Origin of the sequence: Paenibacillus harenae DSM 16969 (genome assembly GCF_000422465.1) — a bacterium.
Classification (GTDB): domain Bacteria; phylum Bacillota; class Bacilli; order Paenibacillales; family Paenibacillaceae; genus Pristimantibacillus; species Pristimantibacillus harenae.
The window spans coordinates 916,410-935,838 of record NZ_KE383843.1 but is presented as its reverse complement, the minus strand read 5'-3'; the positions used below and the strand labels follow the sequence as shown (position 1 = coordinate 935,838).

Sequence of the window (19,429 nt, the reverse complement as noted above, 5' to 3'; positions counted from 1 at the left end):
TGACAATCATACGGTGCATAATTTAGGCATACGGCTTGAGAGTTAAAAAGAAAACCTCCATGCCGCACAAGCTGCGGCGGAGGTCTGTTTGTTCATTCAGGCGTGCCAGATACGCGGCATCGGCATCGGCTCTTTTCCGAGCTCAGCCCAGACATACTTCAGCAGCAGCGTTGTTTTCAAATTCGCGCTGTCGGGGTCGTCCCACAAATTATGAAGCTCATGCGGGTCGTCGCGCAGATCGAAGAGCTCGCCGTAGGTTTGGTTGAAGTACACCGTAATTTTGTACCGGTCGTTAACGTACGTTTTCTGATGAATGGTCGTCGGTTCATGGCGGAATTCAACGATGGCATGATCGCGTGCCTGCGGCTTGGTTCCTTCCCATACCTCGCGCTGATTCACGCCCGTCATGCCGTGCGGAACCGGGATTCCGCGGTAGGACAGCAAGGTGGGGGCGAGATCGACGAGCGATTGGATCGCGCCGGATTGAACGCCAGCGGGCACATGGCCCGGGTACCTCACGATAAACGGAATCCGGATCAAGTCCTCGTAATGAAAGCCGCCCTTCGCCTGCAGGCCGTGTTGACCGAAGAAATGGCCATGGTCGGAGGTGAACACCACGATCGTGTTGTCCGCGAGTCCGAGCTCGTCAAGCTTATCGAGAATGCGTCCGATGTACTTGTCCATCATACTGATCATGCCATAGTAGACGGCGACGAGCTTCTTCCGGTCGTCATCCGTTAGCTTAAATTTGTTGCCGTATTCGTAGTACAGGTGGGAGCGATAGCCGTGAACGCCGTATCCGGATTCGAGCAGGCCGGAGAAATCGGGCTGCTCCTCCTGCGTCTTGCCAAAATGGGGCGGATTGCGGTCATGCTCGCCAGGCGTCAATTGCGGAATGGTCAACTGCTCGGGATCGTACATCGTATCCCAAGGCTCCGGCACTAAATATTCCGGATGAGGATCGAAGAAGCTCGACCACAGGAAGAAGCTGTCGCCGTCCTCGGCATATTGCTCTAGCAGCGCCCCCGACCGTTCCGCGATCCAGGTGTTGTAGTGATATTCCTCGGGAATCGGCCATTTGTAGGTTGCGCCGGGATCCATCGTGCCGGTCGGCGGCAGGAAATAATCCCGCCAGTTCTTGCAGCCCTTCTCTTCCATCCACAATGCGTAATGCTGGCCGACATGGCTCTCGTTCGTATGGTTGCGAGCGAGTTCTACATGCTCGAAGCCGTAGAAAGGTCCTTCGAAGAGGCGCCACAGGTCCAAATCCTGCAGCATCGGATATGCCTCCATGGATGGATATTCGTCCGTAGAGCGAAGAGGTTGAAAGTGGGCTTTGCCGATTAAGGCCGTCCGGCAGCCGTCAGCCGTGAAATCGTCGCCGACGCAGTGCCGGTCCTCGAGCAGCTTGGTTCCGAGCGTCCATGCGCCGTGCTGGCTCGGATACATGCCGGTAATGATCGATGAGCGGCTCGGCGTACAAGTAGGATTCGGGCAATAAGCTCTGGAGAAAGCAGTTCCTTCGCGAACCAGCCGGTCCAGATTTGGCGTGCGTAATTCGCTTTGGAATGCTCCGATTGTGTTCCAATGCTGCTGGTCGCTCGTAATGAGCAAAATGTTCGGTTTCTTCACTGGTTCATCGCCTCCTTCCTTTAAGGATAACGCCGCAGCTTGCGTTCTGGAATAGCGCGGCGTGGGGCTTTTTTGCCATTTTGTCAGGTATAGGTGCAGGGGAATTATTCTTAAACCGCAATAAGGCAGGCAGCCAAATCCTGATGTTTTCTTCCGCACGCGAATGATTTTCACAACCGGAATATGGTAAGCTTTATCTATAAAATGAGTGGATGAGGGGACGACCGGGCCGATGGGTGATCACATGGAGTTGAATCATGAACCTATGATCGTGATGAATGGGAAGGCGGTGCTGCCGGAGCAGACCGCGGAGGCTGCCGTTGCCTTGAAGGAGGGCCGGATCGATGCGGTGCTTCGCGATGCTTCCGGCATACGGGAATGGCTGCGTCTGCATCCGGACGCTGCGGTAATCGATGCGAAGCAGCGTTATGTATTGCCAGGCTTGATCGATATCCATTGCGACGCGATTGAGAAGGAAGTGCAGCCGCGCCCGAATACGCTGTTTCCGCTAAATATGGCGCTGCTGGAATTCGAGCGGAAGCTGCCGGTCCACGGTATTACGACAATGTATCATTCGTTATCGCTTGGCGTGGGGCTCAGCTTGCGGGGCGATCATTTGCTGACCGGGATGGTTGACCATATCCGCAGCTACCGAAGCAGACGGTCGATGATACGCAACCGGATTCATTTGCGGTTCGAGGTATCGCATTTGGCCGGCATGCCGATTGTGGAACAATATTTGAACGAGAACGCGATCGATTATTTATCGTTTATGGATCATTCGCCGGGGCAAGGCCAATATCGCGAGCCAGGCTCTTTCGAACGTTATGTGATGAAAAATCAAGGCGTTAATTCAGACGAGGTTCGTGCGATTGTGGATAATTTGATCCTGCGGAGGCAGCAGGTGGATAGGAAAGAGTTGGCGCGGCTCGGCAGGCTTGCGGCAGAACGCGGCATAGCTGTTGCTTCGCATGACGACGATTCGGCGGATAAAGTGGAGGAGTCGGCTTCGTACGGCGTGTCCGTGTGCGAATTCCCGATAAATCTGGAAACGGCGAAGCATGCGGTGAAAAGGGGATTGCGCGTATGCGTGGGAGCTCCGAATGTGGTGAGAGGCGTATCGCATGACAAAAATTTACGGGCGGTCGATGCGATTACAGCCGGCGCAGCGGATATTTTGTGCTCGGATTACCATCCATCATCCATGCTGGCTGCCATATTTAAGCTTGCTGATGAAGGAACGGCCGCTTTGCCGGCTGCTGTCCGCATGGCGACGCTCCATCCCGCCCAGGCACTGGGCGCGGACCGCGAGCTTGGCTCCATCGAGCAGGGCAAAGCGGCCGACCTCGTCATCGTCGATCATTTTGACAATCTGCCTTGGGTAACGAATACGATTGTCGGCGGCAGGCTTGTCTATACGGCTTCCGTGCGCTATTGAGACGGGTTGGCGTGCTCGGAATGGTGAAGATGCTTATACAGCGAATCGACCATCCGGTTTTGCTCCGGCTCGCTGGAATGCTGCCATATCATTTCGAATAGCACGCCGAGACCTGGCAAAGTTTGCTCGTCTGCGCCGACCGAATCTTCAATAACCTCTGTCAGCTCTTGTGCGGTATTATTTTGTACGCGCATGACGATGGCTTGACGCAAATCAACAGTGTTCAATCTAAATAACCTCCTGTCGCATTCGGAATTACTTGTTTACTATGTCCGGCATATGCCTTTTTCATCCAATGGAGGAGGCTGTGGTATACTGTGAGAAGAGCGCGGCAGTTATTTTGCAGGGAGGACCGGTAATAATGGCGAAAAAACAATATGCGGTAATCGGCATGGGGCGATTCGGCTCCAGCGTTGCCAAATCATTGACGGATATGGGGTTCGAGGTGCTTGCAATCGACTCAAACGAGCATCGTGTGCAGGAGGTCGTAAATACCGTCACGCATGCGGTAGCGGCGGATTGTACCGATGAAGAAGCGCTCAGGGCGCTCGGCATTCGTAATTTCGATGTTGTCGTAGTGGCAATCGGACAAGATATTCAGTCCAGCATCCTGACGACGCTGATCCTAAAGGATCTTGGCGTGAAGATGCTTATCGTCAAGGCGCAGAACGAGCTGCACGGCAAAGTGGTCGACAAAATCGGAGCCGATAAGGTGGTATTCCCGGAGCGGGATATGGGACACCGGGTCGCGCATCATCTTGCATCGCCGAATATTCTCGATTATATCGAAATATCGGATGATTACAGTATTATTGAAATCAAGGCGCCGGAGCAGATGATCGGCAAAAGCTTAATTCAGCTCGATATCCGCGCGAAATATAAATGCAATGTCATGGCGATCAAAACGGGTTCCGCGATGAATATCGCGCCCTATGCGGACGATCTGATCAGACGCGAGGATGTTCTCGTCATTGTCGGTAAAAACTCGGATTTATCAAATTTAGAAATCGCATATTCGGAAGGTTAACTGAATGTTGAATATACCTAATGATCCAATAATCTCATCCGTGCAAAACGAGAAGGTCAAGCAGTGGTCATCCTTGCTCGACAAAAAATACCGCGACCGAAGCGGCCGATTTATTATAGAAGGCAATCATCTGGTGTTGGAGGCTCTCAGGGGCCAGGCGGAGGTGTCCGCCATTGTGTATGACGGGGAGAGAGGCATCCCGGCAGAGCTCCTGGACGAGCGGGCCGGGGAGGGGGCGACCCAGGCGGAATGGATTCAGGCATCCCGTGCGGTTATGGCCAAGTGCACGGGGACGAACACGCCGCCGCCGGTGTTTGCCGTTGTAACCAAACTCTCGGCCGGCTTGGAGGTATTGATCGGCGAGCATTGTCTGGTCGTTGTGCTGGACGGCGTGCGCGATCCGGGCAATGCCGGAACGATTATCCGCAGCGCCGATGCGGTTGGAGCGGATGCGGTGGTGCTCGGCAAAGGGTGCGTCGATCTGTATAATCCGAAGACGGTCCGGTCGACGATGGGCTCGTTGTTTCATCTGCCGATTATAGAAGCGGATCTGAATGAGCTGTTCCCGCTAGCGAGAGAGAAGGGAATCAAGCTAATCGGGACCAGTCTCCAGGCCGAGCATACCTGCTACGGCTACGACTGGACACAGCCGACCTGGCTCCTCATGGGCAGCGAAGCAGACGGCTTATCGGCTGCGGTAAGAGAGCAGGTGGATGAATCCGTCATTATTCCGATGGCCGGACAAGCAGAGTCGCTTAATGTGGCTATGGCTTGTACCGTATTGCTGTATGAGAGCTTGAGGCAGCGGCGTTTTAACAAATAAATAATTCCTGTCCGCGACCTTAAATAAGTGTTCAGGAATAACAATTCGTGTACTCGATTCACACAAAAGGCTGGAAGCGATCGTACCGACTGATTGACCTAAGCCGAATCGATTCAAGGAGCATTTGCCGCGGCAGCTGCTCCTTTCTTCATGTGGCGTCCTCTATTAAGGACGCCGGCAGGCGTTTCTGCAGCGGGGAAAAATTTCTCCAACATATTGATTGCGGAACGGCTATTCTCTTTGGAGTACATAGGTTTTTCTATTACGCGTTTATTGCTTTTGCGGAACCGGGGCTTTAAACTTTTTTAGAAGGCTGTCCTTTAAAAAGTCGTTTATCTGGACGATGCTGTCTGTCGTGACCAGTCGTCTCGGGACGCCACTCATTCATGGGAGGCCAGTATGGAAAAAACGGAGAAGATCCATTCCAACAAAAGTGCGGGTTTACCCCGGGAATCGTCGCAAGCAGGGCATAATACGGCGCAACTGCAAGGCAGCCTCGCCGTTACCGGCGTTCCTCTGGGTGCCGCGCAGATCATGCAGCTGCAAAGGACCATGGGGAATCAGGCGGCAGCCCGGCTTGTAAAGCCGGGTACGCCGTCTGCCGAAGCCGTTCAGAGGAAAGAAAATAACGATACGGGGATGCCCGACGGGTTGAAGAGCGGCTTGGAAAATCTCTCGGGCATGGATCTGTCCGATGTCCGGGTCCATCACAATTCGGCAAAGCCGGCCGGGGTTGGCGCGCTGGCTTATGCGCAAGGCAACGACATTCACGTCGCTCCCGGGCAAGAGAAGCATTTGCCTCATGAAGGCTGGCATGTCGTTCAGCAGCGGCAAGGAAGGGTCCGGCCGACGATGCAGACGCAATCCGGCGCGTATGTGAACGACGATTCCGGATTAGAGAAGGAAGCGGATCGGATGGGGACGAAGGCGATGCAGCTCAGCTCCATGAAGGCGGATTCGTATGGTCATGACGATTCGCCGACTCCGGGCCCCGCGGGCGGCAGCCCTTCATCGTTAATTCAGCGGCAGATTTTTTACGAGCATCACGTTTCTCAATTTTCAATCGACGGCAAGAAGCCGTCCTTTATGGGCGCTTTGAAGCAATTGGCTCTGCAAGGCGGCCAAAGCAAAGATCACATCATCCCTTACGCTGCCATCGAGAACGATCTGGCTGTTTTTCTTAATGAAATTTTAGCGAAAAAATATACGGTTAATGATTTGACTCAATTAACGGAAGCGTTGTTCCTTGATAAAACGAAATTAATGTATCACGAAATGGTTAAACGGAGGACAAAGCTCATAGCCGATTTGAACAACGGGTTGCACCCTAGTTACGAGAAATCCGCCAGAGCCTTGTTATCGGCGTTAAATAGCAGCGAAGATAATGTACGGATCGGCGATTCCATCACCAATTCATCCATAGGAGAGAATATCGATGCGAATTTCTTGCCGGGAACGTTCAAGGTCGGCGCCGCAGGGCTGAATGTACAAGGGGCTGGCGGTCCTATGATGCTTGCGGCCAATACGGAATACCTTCGTCTGGAACCGAATTCCGAAGAGATCGTCTATAACTACCAGGATCGCACATCCCAGGGACTTTCATTCGTGCTGGGCGCCATAAGCAATACGCAGCTTTCCTCCGAAACCGCGCCTCAAAGCGTCGTCGGGGGCTCGCCGGTAAGCGGACTGCCCGTAATCGTGTTTGGCAAGAACCCGCTCTCCATTCCTTTTTACTATGCTTAATCGAAAATCAGATCATATAAAAGTACAACGGCAAGTTCGGTCAAGCATGGACCGGAGCTTAACCGATAAGGACGGTCCGTATATCGAACTGATGACGGGTGTCTACACCGATAACCAGCCCGATTTCACTTGATCGATTACGCGGAGAAGCATCTGTTTGACGAGGTAAAATCGATTATTTTGCCGTTTCGCTTCCGGACTTCTGGCAGGTGGAAGCTCTGTTCTCCCGGTAGGGAGAACGGAGCTTTTTTCTCATTTTCTTGGAAATAATCGGCGCAGGAGAAAATAGCGGTGAAAGTGAATTTTTCCCGTTGTGTAATCGCGGAATACGGATTATGGTCAAAGAAGAACGACTGCCGAAACCGGCAGCTTATATGTTTTACAGCGTCCGACTTGAGGACGTTATCCCTTCTCGCAGAGGTGAGCACAGTGAAATCGCTTCAAGGCAAGAAAAGGTATATTTTTGATGAAAATGTTCCTTTTGCAAGCTGTCATGCATCGACGGTAGTTCGCTTGCCTGACGGTTCGGCAGCAGCCGCATGGTTTGGAGGCACGTGCGAAGGAGCGCCGGATGTCGGTATATGGCTCTCCCGGATGCAAGGGGGCGAATGGTCGCCGCCTGTCAAGGTCGCCGGGGAGGAAGGCTTGCCGCATTGGAATCCGGTGCTGTTCGGGGCGGCGGAGGAACGGCTGCTGTTATTTTATAAGGTTGGCCAAACGTTCCCGGAGTGGCATACCCGGCTGACCGTATCAGAGGACGGAGGCCGGACTTGGTCGGAGCCGAGAGAGCTTGTGCCGGGTGACCGCGGCGGCAGAGGACCCGTACGCAGCAAGCCGATCGTCCTGCAGAATGGGGCATGGCTTGCCCCTGCATCGCTTGAGAAGGACGCTTGGGAGGCGTTCATTGACCGGTCGGCAGACGGCGGAAGTACTTGGGAGCAGGGAAATATCGTTCAATTAGACATTCTGCGCGAACCCGGCAAAGGGGTCATCCAGCCGACGTTATGGGAGTCGGATCCCGGCAAGGTACATATGCTGCTGCGCAGCACCGAGGGATTGATTTACAGGAGCGATTCGGAAGACGGAGGTCTTAGCTGGTGTCCCGCCTATGCCACCGTGCTGCCTAACAATAACAGCGGCATCGATCTTGTGCGAACCGCAGACGGCATGCTGGTGCTCGCCCATAATCCGGTTGGCGCGAATTGGGGGCCGCGCACGCCGCTCGTTCTCAGCGCTTCGAGCGACAACGGCAGCACTTGGAAGCAGGCATTTACGCTCGAAGAGGGTGAGGGGGAATTCTCGTATCCGGCAATTGTCGGGTCGGCGGATAAGCTGTTCATCACGTATACGTGGAACCGGAGAAGGATCGCTTACTGGGAGTTAACGATTCATTAACGGAAAGGAGAGGAGGAGCGGGAAATGATCCGAAACGGTATGGCAAGACCTACGCCGCAGCAGTTGGCGTGGCAGGATCTGGAGCTCGGCATGTTCTGTCATTTCGGGCTCAATACATTTTGCGATCGCGAGTGGGGCGAAGGCGAAGATTCGCCTTCGGCGTTTCGGCCGCTCGCGCTCGACGCCAGGCAGTGGGTGTCGACGGCGAAGGAGGCCGGATTTCGTTATTTCATGCTGACGGCGAAGCATCATGACGGCTTCTGCCTGTGGCCGACGAAGACAACCGACTATTCGGTGAAGGCCAGCCCGTGGCGCGGAGGAAACGGCGACGTCGTCCGGGAATGCGCGGACGCATGCCGCGGGCTCGGAATGCCGTTCGGCATATATATATCCCCTTGGGACCGGCACGATCCCAGGTATCACGACGAAGCGGCATATGACGACGTCTATTGCGAGCAGCTGAAGGAGCTGTTGACCGGCTACGGGCCGCTCGTCGAAATCTGGTTCGACGGAGCGGGCTCCGAGGGCAGGCAATATGACTGGCCCCGGATCATGGCGCTTGTGAAGGAGCATCAGCCGGATGCCATGGTATTCAATATGGGGGCGCCGACGGTCCGCTGGGTCGGCAACGAGGACGGTTTTGCGCCTTATCCGTGCTGGAATGAGGCTCAGGCGGCACGGGTCAGCATGTTCACGAACGATATGACGTCCTGGCTGCCGGATACGCCGGACTGGGTGCCGGCGGAATGTCCGGTGCCGATCCGGGGCCGGCACTGGTTCTGGCATCCGAACGACGAGACGCCGCTGCGCTCCTTGGAAGAGCTGATGGACATGTACGAGCGCTCCGTAGGGCATGGCGCGACGCTGCTTCTGAACGTAGCTCCGGATAACCGGGGGCTGCTCGTGGAAGAAGAGGTGCGGCGGGTGCTGGAGCTGGGGGAAGGAATCCGGCGCCTGTACGGGAGCCCGCTCGCAACCGGGAGCGGCGGAAGCTGCGTGGAGCTCAGGCTGCAGGAGGCCGTCGAGGTCAAGAGATTCGTCACCATGGAGCGGCTTGAGCATGGCGAACGGATTCGAGGTTATGTGATTGAAGCCAGGATTAACGATAGCTGGGCTCAAGTCGGCGGCGGAAGCGCGATCGGGCACAAGAAGATCGATACCCTTCCAGCGGGCTTGCGGGCTACGGAATTTCGGGTGACCGTTACGGAAAGCACGGATAAGCCGTTTATTCGGTCATTTGCCATATATGGATAACGGGCGGGAGAAGCGGATCCTGTCAGGCGGACGGGATATGAGAGCTCAATAATCAACGCGACAGGGGTTCAACAAAACAGCGGCAGACTAAGACATTTTTCTCGTCTTCGTTCGCCGCTGTTTCATTTATTGGGCCGGTCCAGCCCTTCGTTTCCCTACGAACGCGAAAATTGCAAACTTCAAGAAAAATGCGTACTTGCCTTCGCCCCGCCTTTACGAAAATTTAACGAAAAAAGGGAATTGACTGGAAAGATACAAATTGCGGGCTGAACCGGATTGTCGTATACAGGAAGAAAGGTTTGGCAGTAAGCCAACAACCGCGAATCTATCTTATCCAACCGATGAAGGAGGAACGGCGTAATGAGCAGCAGCGAAACGGTTCAGACCGGGGACGATACTCCGCTAAAGGAAACGGAAGAAGTGCAAGAGGGCGTTCATAATTACAGCAGCGAGAAGGAGTGGGTGAGACCTGCCGACCCGCTCATTCTCGAGCGGCTGGAGTGGTTTCAGGATCAGAAGCTCGGCATCATGATGCACTGGGGGCCTTATTCGCAGCTCGGCGTCGTCGAATCTTGGGCGCTTAGCGACGAAGACGGCGATTGGTCCCGCGGAGGAATCGATTGGGTGTCGGATTCAGAGGAACTGAAGCGGCAGTATTTCGGCCTGAACAAGACGTTCAATCCGGTCAGGCTGCAGCCGGAGAAGTGGGCGGAAATTGCCGAGGAAGGCGGCTTCAAGTATTTGATCTTTACGACGAAGCATCACGACGGCTTTTGCATGTGGGATACCCGTACGACCGACTACCGGATTACGGGACCGGATACGCCGTTCCATACGCACAAGTACGCCGATATTTGCAAAAACGTGTTCGACGCCTTCCGGGACAAGGGGCTCGCGATTGCGGCGTATTTCTCGAAGGCCGACTGGCATACGCCTACGTATTGGGCGCCGGGCATGGCGCGTGGTAATCATTCGTGGCGAGGCCCGTCTTATGACCCGAAGGCGCATCCGGAGCTATGGGAGCAATTCGTGCAGTTTACGCACGACCAGATGATGGAGCTGCTGACGGAGTACGGCCGCATCGATGTGCTGTGGCTGGACGCCGGCTGGGTAAGGGACGGCGGCAGAGTGCCGCAGGATATCCGCCTCGGCGAGCTGGTCGACCGCGCGCGCCGGGAGCAGCCGTGGCTGCTGTCGACGGACCGAACGGTGGGGGGGCCATACGAAAACTATGTTACGCCCGAGCAATCCATACCGGACAAGCCGCTACGCGTGCCTTGGGAAAGCTGCATTACGCTGGGCACGTCGTTCTCGTTCCGCTACGAGGATCGTTATAAGCCGCTGCGTCAAGTGGTGCGCATTCTGATGGAGGTCGTCTCCAAAGGCGGGAATCTTGCGCTGAACGTCGGGCCGCAGCCGGACGGCAGGCTGCCGGAAGGAGCGGTCGCGTCGATCAAGGAGCTGGGCGCATGGCTGAAAACGTACGGGGAGGCCGTGTACGGCACGCGCATCTGCGCGCCTTATTTTACCGGCGACTATGCGTTTACGACAAAAGAGAATCACATCTATGCGACACGTCTCTATGAGACCGATCAGACGCCTGTTGAAGAAACGCTGCTCATACCCTACCTGGAGCCGGTCATGAGCATAGAGCTGCTGGGTTCGGGGGACAAGCTGCCGTTCGAGCGTACGGCGGAAGGGCTGAAGGTACGTCTGCCTGAGACCGGAATAAGGGGCAAGACGCCTGCGGCGCATGTGTTCCGCTTGAGAGTATAAAAGCCAAAACCAAATAATTATGCGCGGTAAAGCTGACGTCTTGTATAGGCGTCAGTTTTTTAAAATACAGACGTAGGACGATGGTGTCGTTTCTGCTTGAATGCTAAGAATTTATAAGTTCACACTTATATCTGCTTGGCATTCTCCGGGAAACGAAGCTTCGCCGCCAGAGAATGACGAAAGCCGTTTACGCTTGGATAACGAGAAATGGGATGTGTTCCCGCTTGTCCCATTTTGCCTGATTAAGGTATAACAGAGAGATAAGCAATGGGAAGGGGATGCCGGTTTGAACAAAATGTGGTTTCGCCGATTGTTGTTATCGTATCTGCCTGTTTTTTTTATCGTCACCATGATCTTGTTCGTCGTATTCTTCCAGACGCTTAACGAGCATACCCGCAAAGAGGCGATCAAAGCGAATGAATTTCTGGCGCAGCAGGTCATTCATTTCATGGATACCTCGCTGCGGGACATCGATTACCGGGTCGTGCGCGAAATTTTGACGAATGCCGACGTGAACCGGTTTTTCAGCCGCGACAGCATGGATGTGTATGCCAACATTCAAGCGCTTAAGGTAATCGACGAGCTGAAGTTTAATTACCCGATCATTGATTCCATTTATTTCATCCGTTTCAGCGACGGCCTGGTATTCGGCGATTCGTCAAGAACGGCGGATGACTTCCCGGATGAGGCGTTTATTGAGAGCTATGCGGAGGATGAGACAGGCGCTAAATGGTCGGGGAAACGGCAGTTCAGCGCCTTTTCGTTAAGCGAGCCCCAGAACGTCATTACGCTTGTGAAAGAAGCGCCGTACAATATGAGCGTGAAGCAAGGCTATTTTGTCGTGAACGTCAGTCTGGCAAAGCTTCAGGAAATGGTTGGCCGCATGTATAACTCGGAGATTACCTTCGTCAATATATTCGACAGCGCCGGTGCCAACCTGCTGGGAGCCGATACGCAGCAGCAGCGACAAGGCGCCGACGGCGAGACGGCGGAAGGCCGTTCGGAGGCTGAGCTGTCCTCCTTTACCTCACCTTACACCGGGTGGGAAATCAGCAGCGGGCTTGTCGATAAAAAGGGATTGAAGCTCGCCTTAACCTTCTATAACGTGTGGGTCGTATTCGCGATGGCTGCCGCCCTATTCGGTGTACTATGGGTCATATATGTCACGAAACGCAACTATAAGCCGATTCAACAGATCGTATCGCTCATCGAAACCTACTCGGTGAAGAGCAAGGGCTCCGAGCGGCTGAAGGAAGGCGAATTCGGATTTATTCATAATACGCTGGAAAGCCTGATGAGCGAGACGAAGCAGTTTCAGCAGCAATACAGGGAAAAGCTTATTTTGCAAAAAAAATATCATTTTCATCAGGTGCTAGAAGGAGGCGTGCAGTTAAGCGAACAGGACTGGATTGCCGAGCTGCGCAATTACGACTTGGACGCGGAGGGCAAGATCGCGTTCGCGCATGTCATGGAAATCGATTCCTACGCGGCGTTTACGGAAAACTACAATCAGCGCGACCAGTCGCTGCTGAAATTTACGCTGTACAGCATCATCCACGAAACGGCCAAAAATAACGGCGCGGCCGTATGGGCGGAATGGACCACCGATTGCCGGGTTTCGTTTATTTTATGGCTGGAGGCGAATCCCGATGCCGCCGGGCGCAGCGAAGCGATCGTCGAGACCTGCCGCGCTTGGATCGAGAAGAACGTCAGATTCAACATAACGGTCGGGCAAGGCGAGCCGGCTGCCGCGCTGGAGGAGCTGCGGAGGTCGTACGAGATGGCGAATTACTGCTTGCAGTTCAAGGCGGTGCTCGGCGCGAATCAGCTCATTACGATGAAGAATACCGTCAGGCCGCAGCAGGAAATGCAGGAGTATTTCAAAACGATTGATTTGCTTTCCCAATCGCTGCGTCTGGCCGAGCCGGATTGGAAAAAGCATATGGGCGTATTTATCGAGCAAATTCACGAATCGCTGCTGCCGCGCAAAGAAATCGAGAGCCTCATGTATTTCTTCATCCACCATCTCGAGAGCGGAATTATGGAGCTTTCAAAGGAATACCGGAATGTGTGGCGCAACGTGCAGAACGAGCTGCAGCGTCTCGCGAAGCGGTGGGATACGGTAGACGAGCTGCAGGCGGAATGCATCCGCATATTTGAGTCGATGACCGAGCATATAACCAAGCTGCGCGATTCGCACAGCAGCAGAGCGCTTATTATGGAGATCCGGTCTTATATCGAAACCAATTACACCAATTCCGAGCTTTCGCTTGATTATTTAAGCGATAAATTTCAGCTGAACGCCAAATATTTGAGCAAAATGTTCAAGGAGGAGTTCGGCGAGAATTTCGTCGATTTTCTGATCGGGCTAAGGATCTCCTCCGCGAAGAAGATGCTCTCCGAAACGCAAAAGCCGATGCAAACGATCAGCAGCGAGGTCGGCTACTACAATTACAATTCGTTTAACCGGGCGTTCAAAAACGTCGTCGGCCTGTCGCCGAGAGATTTTCGCAAGCAGATTATAGACTTTGAATAAAACCAAGCAAGCCTTGAGTCACGCGGAAACGGCTGTTCCCCACAAATGAAATGGGGAGCAGCCGTTTTGTGGATGCCGCGATTCTCAAGGCTTTTTTATACGGAAATCTGAAAATGGTGAATTAAGAGAATCTTACGAATTGATGAATTTTTCGTAAACGGGCTAGAATCAGAATGAGAACAGGATTCAAAGCATAGCGTCAGGGCAATCGTAAATCGCTGCAAAGGAGAACTGCGAATGGAGCATGCACAGGTTGAGGCGTTAGGACGGAAATTACCCGACAACGAGCGTTATGTCGGCAAGCAGACAGTCCTGCAGAAAATCATGAGACACTGGGAGCTTTATTTCATGGTTCTGCTCCCGGTTGCCTACTTGATCATTTTCAAATATGTGCCGATGTTCGGCGTACAGATCGCCTTCAAAGATTTTAACGTCGTGCAGGGCATTTGGGGAAGCGATTGGGTCGGAATGAAGCATTTTAACGCTTTTTTCGATTCCCCGAATTTTTGGCTGATCATTAAAAATACGATCGGCGTCAGCTTCTACTCGCTGCTTGCCGGCTTCCCGATTCCGATCCTGCTGGCGCTCGCGCTGAATGAAGTGAGAACGGGCATGTTCAAGAAAACGGTGCAAATGGTAACCTACGCGCCCCATTTTATATCCACGGTCGTTATGGTGTCCATTATCATCCTTATGCTTACGCCGCATGTCGGCGTCGTCGATCGGCTGTTTACGATGGTTGGCGCGCAGATGACGAATTTCATGGGCGTTCCGGAATATTTCCAATCCATTTACGTCTGGTCCGGCGTGTGGCAAGAGATGGGGTATGCTTCGATCATTTATATCGCGGCGCTCGCAGGGGTCGATCCCGCGCTGTATGAAGCGGCCAGAGTCGACGGGGCGTCCAGGTGGAAGAAAATATGGCATATCGATCTTCCTTCCCTCCTTCCGGTCACGGTGATCATGCTGATCTTAAGTCTCGGCAACATCATGGGCGTCGGGTTCGAGAAAATTTTCTTAATGCAAAATCCGCTTAATCTAAGCTCTTCCGAGGTCATCTCGACTTACGTCTACAAGGTCGGTCTGGTCGGGGCGAACTTCAGCTTCTCGTCGGCGGTCGGCTTGTTCAATTCCGTCGTTAACCTGATTCTATTGGTCATTGTGAATTTTGTCGCTAAACGGATATCTGAGACGAGTCTCTGGTAAGGGGGAGGGTAACCTATGCAGGCAGCTGGAACAAAAATAAAAGAGCCGTTGGGCGATCGTCTGTTTTTGCTCGCGATTTACGTTTTTCTAACCTTATTAATGATGGCGGTGCTGTATCCGCTTGTCTATATCGTCAGTTCCTCGCTCAGCTCGCCAAGGGCGGTTGTCAGCGGTCAGGTATGGCTGTACCCGGTTGAATTCAGTCTTCGGGCTTACAAGTCGATTTTCCAAAGCACGCAGCTCATGTACGGCTACTACAACACGATCGTATATACGGTATTCGGCACGCTGATCAATTTACTGTTTACGATTCTGCTGGCATATCCGCTGTCGGTCAAAAAGTTTTACGGACGCAACGCGTTTATGATTTTGCTTATGATTACGATGTTTTTCAGCGGAGGCCTTATTCCGACCTATCTCCTTGTAAAGGATTTGGACATGCTCGATACGCGCTGGGCGATGTGGCTCCCGGGCGCTTTGTCGGTATTCCAGGTTGTCATTGCAAGGACCTTCTTTCAATCGTCCATTCCGCATGAATTGTCCGAAGCCGCGCAGATGGACGGCTGCCGCGACGCGCGATATTTGATCAGCGTCGTCCTGCCGCTGTCGAAGCCGATTCTCGCCGTTATGGGGCTGATGTACGCGGTCGGCCATTGGAACGCCTATTTCGACGCGCTCATCTATTTGAGATCGGAGAAGCTGTTTCCGCTGCAGTACGTACTGCGCAACTTACTTATCCTGAACTCCTCCGATCCGGAGATGCTTGCAAATACGGCCGGCAAGATCCGCGAGCAAGGGTTTGAGCAGGCGCTCAAATATGCGTTGATCGTTGTGGCTTCCGTGCCGGTGCTCGTCATCTATCCATTCGTGCAGAGGCATTTCGTGAAGGGCGTTATGATCGGATCCTTGAAGGGGTAGACGGGAAGTGCGCTATTGAAAGGGGGGATGCAGGCAATCATGCGGCGCTTGTCAGCGGCCGCGGTAAGGTTCATGATAATAAAATATATGTATCCAGGAGGGGTAACCTTGAAAAAAACGTTTTTTTCCATGCTTGCGCTTGTATTAAGCGTTACATTGGTGCTGTCGGCTTGCGGAAATAGCAATACGGACAATGCTGCGAACAACGCCGGTGAGACGAATGCAGGAGAATCCGGACCGGTAAACATGACGTTTTTTGCACCTCAGGGCAAGGCACCGCTAGAAGATAACAGCTACACGAAGCATATAGAGGAGAAGTTCAATGTCAAAATCAAGTGGGACCTGGCGCCTGCGGACGCCCTGGTGGACCGCCGCCAGCTGCTGCTCGCAAGCGGCGATTACCCTGAAGTATTCCTTGAGGGCAAATTCACGAATACCGACCTGTTGACATACGGCAAGCAGGGGGTATTCCTTCCCTTGAATGATCTGATCGAGAAATACGCGCCGAACATTAAGGCGATGATGGAGAAGAAGCCTTACTTCAAGGATGCCATGACGGCGACGGACGGCAACATTTATGCGCTTCCCCGCTTGAACGAGTGCTACCACTGCACCTTTGCGCAGAAGTTTTGGATGAACCAGGAATGGCTGGATAAGGTCGGTCTTGCGGTGCCGACGACGACGGATGAATTGTATGCCGTACTGAAGGCTTTTAAGGAGCAGGATCCGAACGGAAACGGCAAGGCGGACGAAATTCCGCTTACCGGCGCGCCGAACAAGAACGTCTGGAACGGCAACATTGACGCATTCTTGATGAACTCCTTCATCTATAACGACAACAGCAAATATTTAATTCTGAAGGACGGCAAGGTTGAATTCGCGGCCAATCAGGAGGGCTGGAAGCAAGGACTGATCTACATGAACAAGCTGTATAAGGAAGGGCTTATCGATCCGGCTTCGTTCACGCAGAACGATCAAGCGATCGGGCAGCTCGGCAACCGCGAGGGCGATGAGCTGGTAGGGTCGATCACGACGGCGCTCGTCAGCTATTTGGTCACCCCGTATGATGAGAAGCATACACGGCATAAACACTGGGTCATCGTGCCGCCGCTCAAAGGACCGGACGGCGTTCAGCTTGCCGGCGCCTCGCAGGGCATCGGCGAATTCCAATTCGCATTGACGAACAAAGCGAGCGAGGAGCAGCAAATTGCCGCGATCAAAATGATGGATTACGCATTTGGCGAAGAGGGCGCGCTGAAGAGCGAATATGGCGCGGAAGAAGGCTTCGGCTGGAAGAAAGCCGAGGAGGGCGAGAAAAACATCGACGGCGCGCAAGCGAAATACAGCTTTAAAGGACTGCCGAAGGTTGATCCCGATCTGATCCGTAATGACAGCTGGTCGCTGATGGGTCCCAAGGATTTGTCCAAGGAATTCCGCGACCTGTTCGCGGTAGGCCAGGATCCGCTGGCGGCTGACGGCTATGAAACGCGGCTGTCGCAAGCGACCAACGCGTATGCGCCGTATTCGCCGAAAGAAATTTATCCGACCGGCGTATTCATCCGTCCGGAGGATACGGATGCCGCATCGCAACTGACGACCGCGATCCAGGATTACGTGATGTCCAACATGGCTCAATTTATTATTGGCAGCAAGGATATCGAGAAGGAATGGGACGCCTATGTGAAAGGCTTCGACGGGCTGAACCTGGCGAAATACATTGAAATATACGGCAACGCCATTCAGAAACAATAGCATAGCGTAACGATAAGCAGGAAGCATCCTTCGGGATGCTTCCTGTTTTGTGGAACCAACTGTGCAAGTCATGTAAAATAATCCTTATACCTGCATGCAGTGGAAGGGGTTATTGCTTTGTACAGGATCATGATCGTTGAAGACGATGCGAAGATCGCGCAGTTACTGCAGTCGCATATCGAGAAATACGGCAACGAAGCCGTAATCACGACCGAATTCGGAAAGGTGCTGGATCAGTTTCAGCAAATTAGGCCGCATGTCGTGTTAATGGATATTAACCTGCCCAGCTTCGACGGCTTCTATTGGTGCCGGCAGATCCGGACGGTCTCCACTTGCCCGATTATCTTCATCTCGGCGAGAAGCGGGGAGATGGACCAGGTTCGCGCGATTGAGAACGGAGCGGACGATTATTTGACGAAGCCGTTTCATTACGAGGTCGTCATGGCCAAAATCCGCAGCCAGCTCAGGAGAGTCTACGGCGATTATGCCGCGTCCGCCGGGGAACGCTTGATCGAGCGGTCGGGGCTTACGCTTTACCCGGAACGGATGGAGCTGCGCCTGCAGGACAAATCGGTCGCCTTAACGAAGAAAGAGACGGTGCTGGTGGAAACGCTGCTCGAGCGGTGTCAGCGGCTGGTCGGCAGGGAAACGATTTTGGAGAAGCTGTGGGATGATTACACCTATGTGGACGATAACGCCTTAAGCGTTAATATTACCCGGGTCCGCAAGAAGCTCGCCGAGCTGGGCATCGAGGACGCCCTGGAGACGGTGCGCGGGACAGGCTACCGGCTGAACGAGACGTGGCGGCGCGAGGCGGGAAGATGAGGCTGTTCTGGCGGGATCAGCTGGCTCTGATCGGTTTTACGGCGCTGCAGCTCGCGGCGGTTGCGGTCGTTTTCTGGCTGGACGGCTATAAAGATTTCAGAGTCGCCGGCTATGCGCTGCTTCTGGGAGCAGCGGTTTTCCTTGCGTACTTGGCCTACCGTTACTTAACTTGCCGAAGCTTCTACCTGCTGCTGCAGCAGGGGCAGCCTCGACTGGAGGAGTCGGTGCAGGGCAAGGAGTCCGCCGCGCTGCCGAATGCCTTGGGAGAGCTGCTGCAAGCTCAATACCGCCATTATCAGAATCAGATTATCGAGGGCGAACGGCAGCAGCGGAACCATATTACCTTCATGAACCATTGGGTGCATCAGATGAAGACGCCTCTGTCGGTGCTGGAGCTCTTGCTGCAGGACGGCGGCGATCCCCGCGACGAAAGCATGCGGGAGGAGACGGAGCGCATCCGCAAAGGGCTGGAGATGGTGCTGTACATGGCCAGGCTGGAGACGTTCGAGCAGGACTTTCAAGTGGAGACGGTCCTGCTGCGCGAGGCTGTAAATGATGTGATTTTGGACAATAAACGATTATTTATCCGCAGCTTTGTCTACCCGGACATGCAGATCGGGGACGATTTGAAGGTGGAGACGGACGGCAAATGGCTTCGCTTTATCTTACAGCAATTGATCTCCAACGCGGTAAAGTATTCGGCGGGCAGCCGCTCAAAGGTTATCGTACGCGCATATACGAGCGACCGTGCCGTTATTCTGGAGGTCATCGATTCGGGCGCGGGCATACCGGCCTCCGACTTGTCCCGCATTTTCCAGCCCTTCTTCACCGGCGAGAACGGCAGAAGGTTCAAGGAATCGACGGGAATGGGGCTCTACATTGTAAAGTCCGTGCTGGACAAAATGAATCATGAGATCCAGGTCGAGTCTAAAGCGGGTTACGGTACGACCGCCCGCGTTATTTTCCCGTTTGCCGCAAGATAGGATCGATGAATGGCATTGCCGTTCGTCGGTCTTTTTTTAATTCTAAGAATGCATAAGTTTCACACTTATTTGCGCTTAGAATTCTCCGCGTAACGGTTGCGTCCTCTGACAAGGACGCCGA

General features: G+C 53.7%; 15 protein-coding genes. 13 read left to right on the top strand and 2 right to left on the bottom strand.

Annotation, left to right across the window (positions count from 1 at the left end; all coding sequences use genetic code 11):
• Nucleotides 1-96: 96 nt before the first annotated feature.
• On the bottom strand, nucleotides 97-1,632 hold the full coding sequence (locus H581_RS0123780; protein WP_028612197.1) for a sulfatase family protein: 1,536 nt from the start codon (nucleotides 1,630-1,632) through the stop codon (nucleotides 97-99).
• A gap of 232 nt (nucleotides 1,633-1,864) precedes the next feature.
• On the opposite strand from H581_RS0123780, the gene H581_RS0123775 reads away from it, so the two are divergent.
• Nucleotides 1,865-3,070 (top strand): alpha-D-ribose 1-methylphosphonate 5-triphosphate diphosphatase, encoded by a 1,206-nt coding sequence (locus H581_RS0123775; protein ID WP_245600123.1) that lies wholly within the window; start codon nucleotides 1,865-1,867, stop codon nucleotides 3,068-3,070.
• Here the strand turns inward: H581_RS0123775 and sspI are convergent.
• Complete coding sequence (sspI, locus tag H581_RS0123770) at nucleotides 3,064-3,297, bottom strand: small acid-soluble spore protein SspI (RefSeq protein WP_028612195.1); 234 nt, start codon at nucleotides 3,295-3,297, stop codon at nucleotides 3,064-3,066. The two genes, H581_RS0123775 and sspI, sit on opposite strands and share 7 nt — an antisense overlap.
• 134 nt (nucleotides 3,298-3,431) lie before the next feature.
• On the opposite strand from sspI, the gene H581_RS0123765 reads away from it, so the two are divergent.
• From H581_RS0123765 to H581_RS0123710, 12 genes are all read left to right on the top strand, one after another.
• Nucleotides 3,432-4,097, top strand: a complete 666-nt coding sequence (locus H581_RS0123765) for a potassium channel family protein (protein WP_028612194.1) — start codon at nucleotides 3,432-3,434, stop codon at nucleotides 4,095-4,097.
• Nucleotides 4,098-4,101: 4 nt separating this feature from the next.
• Nucleotides 4,102-4,920 (top strand): TrmH family RNA methyltransferase, encoded by an 819-nt coding sequence (locus H581_RS0123760; protein WP_028612193.1) that lies wholly within the window; start codon nucleotides 4,102-4,104, stop codon nucleotides 4,918-4,920.
• Between the two features lie 399 nt (nucleotides 4,921-5,319).
• Nucleotides 5,320-6,663, top strand: coding sequence for an eCIS core domain-containing protein (locus H581_RS37385; protein WP_084134741.1), 1,344 nt, complete (start codon nucleotides 5,320-5,322; stop codon nucleotides 6,661-6,663).
• Nucleotides 6,664-7,092: 429 nt separating this feature from the next.
• On the top strand, nucleotides 7,093-8,058 hold the full coding sequence (locus tag H581_RS0123750; protein WP_028612192.1) for a sialidase family protein: 966 nt from the start codon (nucleotides 7,093-7,095) through the stop codon (nucleotides 8,056-8,058).
• 24 nt (nucleotides 8,059-8,082) lie between these two features.
• The gene (locus H581_RS0123745; RefSeq protein ID WP_028612191.1) at nucleotides 8,083-9,312 is read left to right on the top strand and encodes an alpha-L-fucosidase; all 1,230 of its coding nucleotides are present in this window, start codon (nucleotides 8,083-8,085) and stop codon (nucleotides 9,310-9,312) included.
• A 360-nt stretch (nucleotides 9,313-9,672) separates the two neighbouring features.
• Nucleotides 9,673-11,088: an alpha-L-fucosidase gene (locus H581_RS0123740; protein WP_028612190.1), complete on the top strand. Its 1,416-nt coding sequence runs from the start codon at nucleotides 9,673-9,675 to the stop codon at nucleotides 11,086-11,088.
• Nucleotides 11,089-11,383: 295 nt separating this feature from the next.
• Nucleotides 11,384-13,624, top strand: a complete 2,241-nt coding sequence (locus H581_RS0123735) for a helix-turn-helix domain-containing protein (RefSeq protein ID WP_245600139.1) — start codon at nucleotides 11,384-11,386, stop codon at nucleotides 13,622-13,624.
• A gap of 324 nt (nucleotides 13,625-13,948) precedes the next feature.
• Nucleotides 13,949-14,830 (top strand): ABC transporter permease, encoded by an 882-nt coding sequence (locus H581_RS0123730; RefSeq protein ID WP_245600138.1) that lies wholly within the window; start codon nucleotides 13,949-13,951, stop codon nucleotides 14,828-14,830.
• A gap of 15 nt (nucleotides 14,831-14,845) precedes the next feature.
• Nucleotides 14,846-15,748 carry a carbohydrate ABC transporter permease gene (locus H581_RS0123725; RefSeq protein WP_028612187.1) on the top strand — a complete coding sequence of 301 codons (903 nt, stop codon included), beginning with the start codon at nucleotides 14,846-14,848 and terminating at the stop codon, nucleotides 15,746-15,748.
• 108 nt (nucleotides 15,749-15,856) lie between these two features.
• The gene (locus tag H581_RS0123720) at nucleotides 15,857-17,500 is read left to right on the top strand and encodes an extracellular solute-binding protein (protein WP_028612186.1); all 1,644 of its coding nucleotides are present in this window, start codon (nucleotides 15,857-15,859) and stop codon (nucleotides 17,498-17,500) included.
• Between the two features lie 117 nt (nucleotides 17,501-17,617).
• Complete coding sequence (locus H581_RS0123715; RefSeq protein WP_028612185.1) at nucleotides 17,618-18,325, top strand: response regulator transcription factor; 708 nt, start codon at nucleotides 17,618-17,620, stop codon at nucleotides 18,323-18,325.
• The gene (locus tag H581_RS0123710; RefSeq protein WP_028612184.1) at nucleotides 18,322-19,308 is read left to right on the top strand and encodes a sensor histidine kinase; all 987 of its coding nucleotides are present in this window, start codon (nucleotides 18,322-18,324) and stop codon (nucleotides 19,306-19,308) included. Before H581_RS0123715 ends, H581_RS0123710 begins: the two co-directional genes overlap by 4 nt.
• Nucleotides 19,309-19,429: the final 121 nt, after the last annotated feature.

Excerpts from the sequence above, each read along its gene's own strand:
- H581_RS0123745 (WP_028612191.1), top strand. The coding sequence starts at position 8,083 with ATGATCCGAAACGGTATGGCAAGACCTACGCCGCAGCAGTTGGCGTGG.
- H581_RS0123725 (WP_028612187.1), top strand. The coding sequence starts at position 14,846 with ATGCAGGCAGCTGGAACAAAAATAAAAGAGCCGTTGGGCGATCGTCTG.
- H581_RS37385 (WP_084134741.1), top strand. The coding sequence starts at position 5,320 with ATGGAAAAAACGGAGAAGATCCATTCCAACAAAAGTGCGGGTTTACCC.
- H581_RS0123760 (WP_028612193.1), top strand. The coding sequence starts at position 4,102 with ATGTTGAATATACCTAATGATCCAATAATCTCATCCGTGCAAAACGAG.
- H581_RS0123765 (WP_028612194.1), top strand. The coding sequence starts at position 3,432 with ATGGCGAAAAAACAATATGCGGTAATCGGCATGGGGCGATTCGGCTCC.
- H581_RS0123710 (WP_028612184.1), top strand. The coding sequence starts at position 18,322 with ATGAGGCTGTTCTGGCGGGATCAGCTGGCTCTGATCGGTTTTACGGCG.
- H581_RS0123735 (WP_245600139.1), top strand. The coding sequence starts at position 11,384 with ATGTGGTTTCGCCGATTGTTGTTATCGTATCTGCCTGTTTTTTTTATC.
- H581_RS0123775 (WP_245600123.1), top strand. The coding sequence starts at position 1,865 with ATGGGTGATCACATGGAGTTGAATCATGAACCTATGATCGTGATGAAT.
- H581_RS0123740 (WP_028612190.1), top strand. The coding sequence starts at position 9,673 with ATGAGCAGCAGCGAAACGGTTCAGACCGGGGACGATACTCCGCTAAAG.
- H581_RS0123730 (WP_245600138.1), top strand. The coding sequence starts at position 13,949 with ATGAGACACTGGGAGCTTTATTTCATGGTTCTGCTCCCGGTTGCCTAC.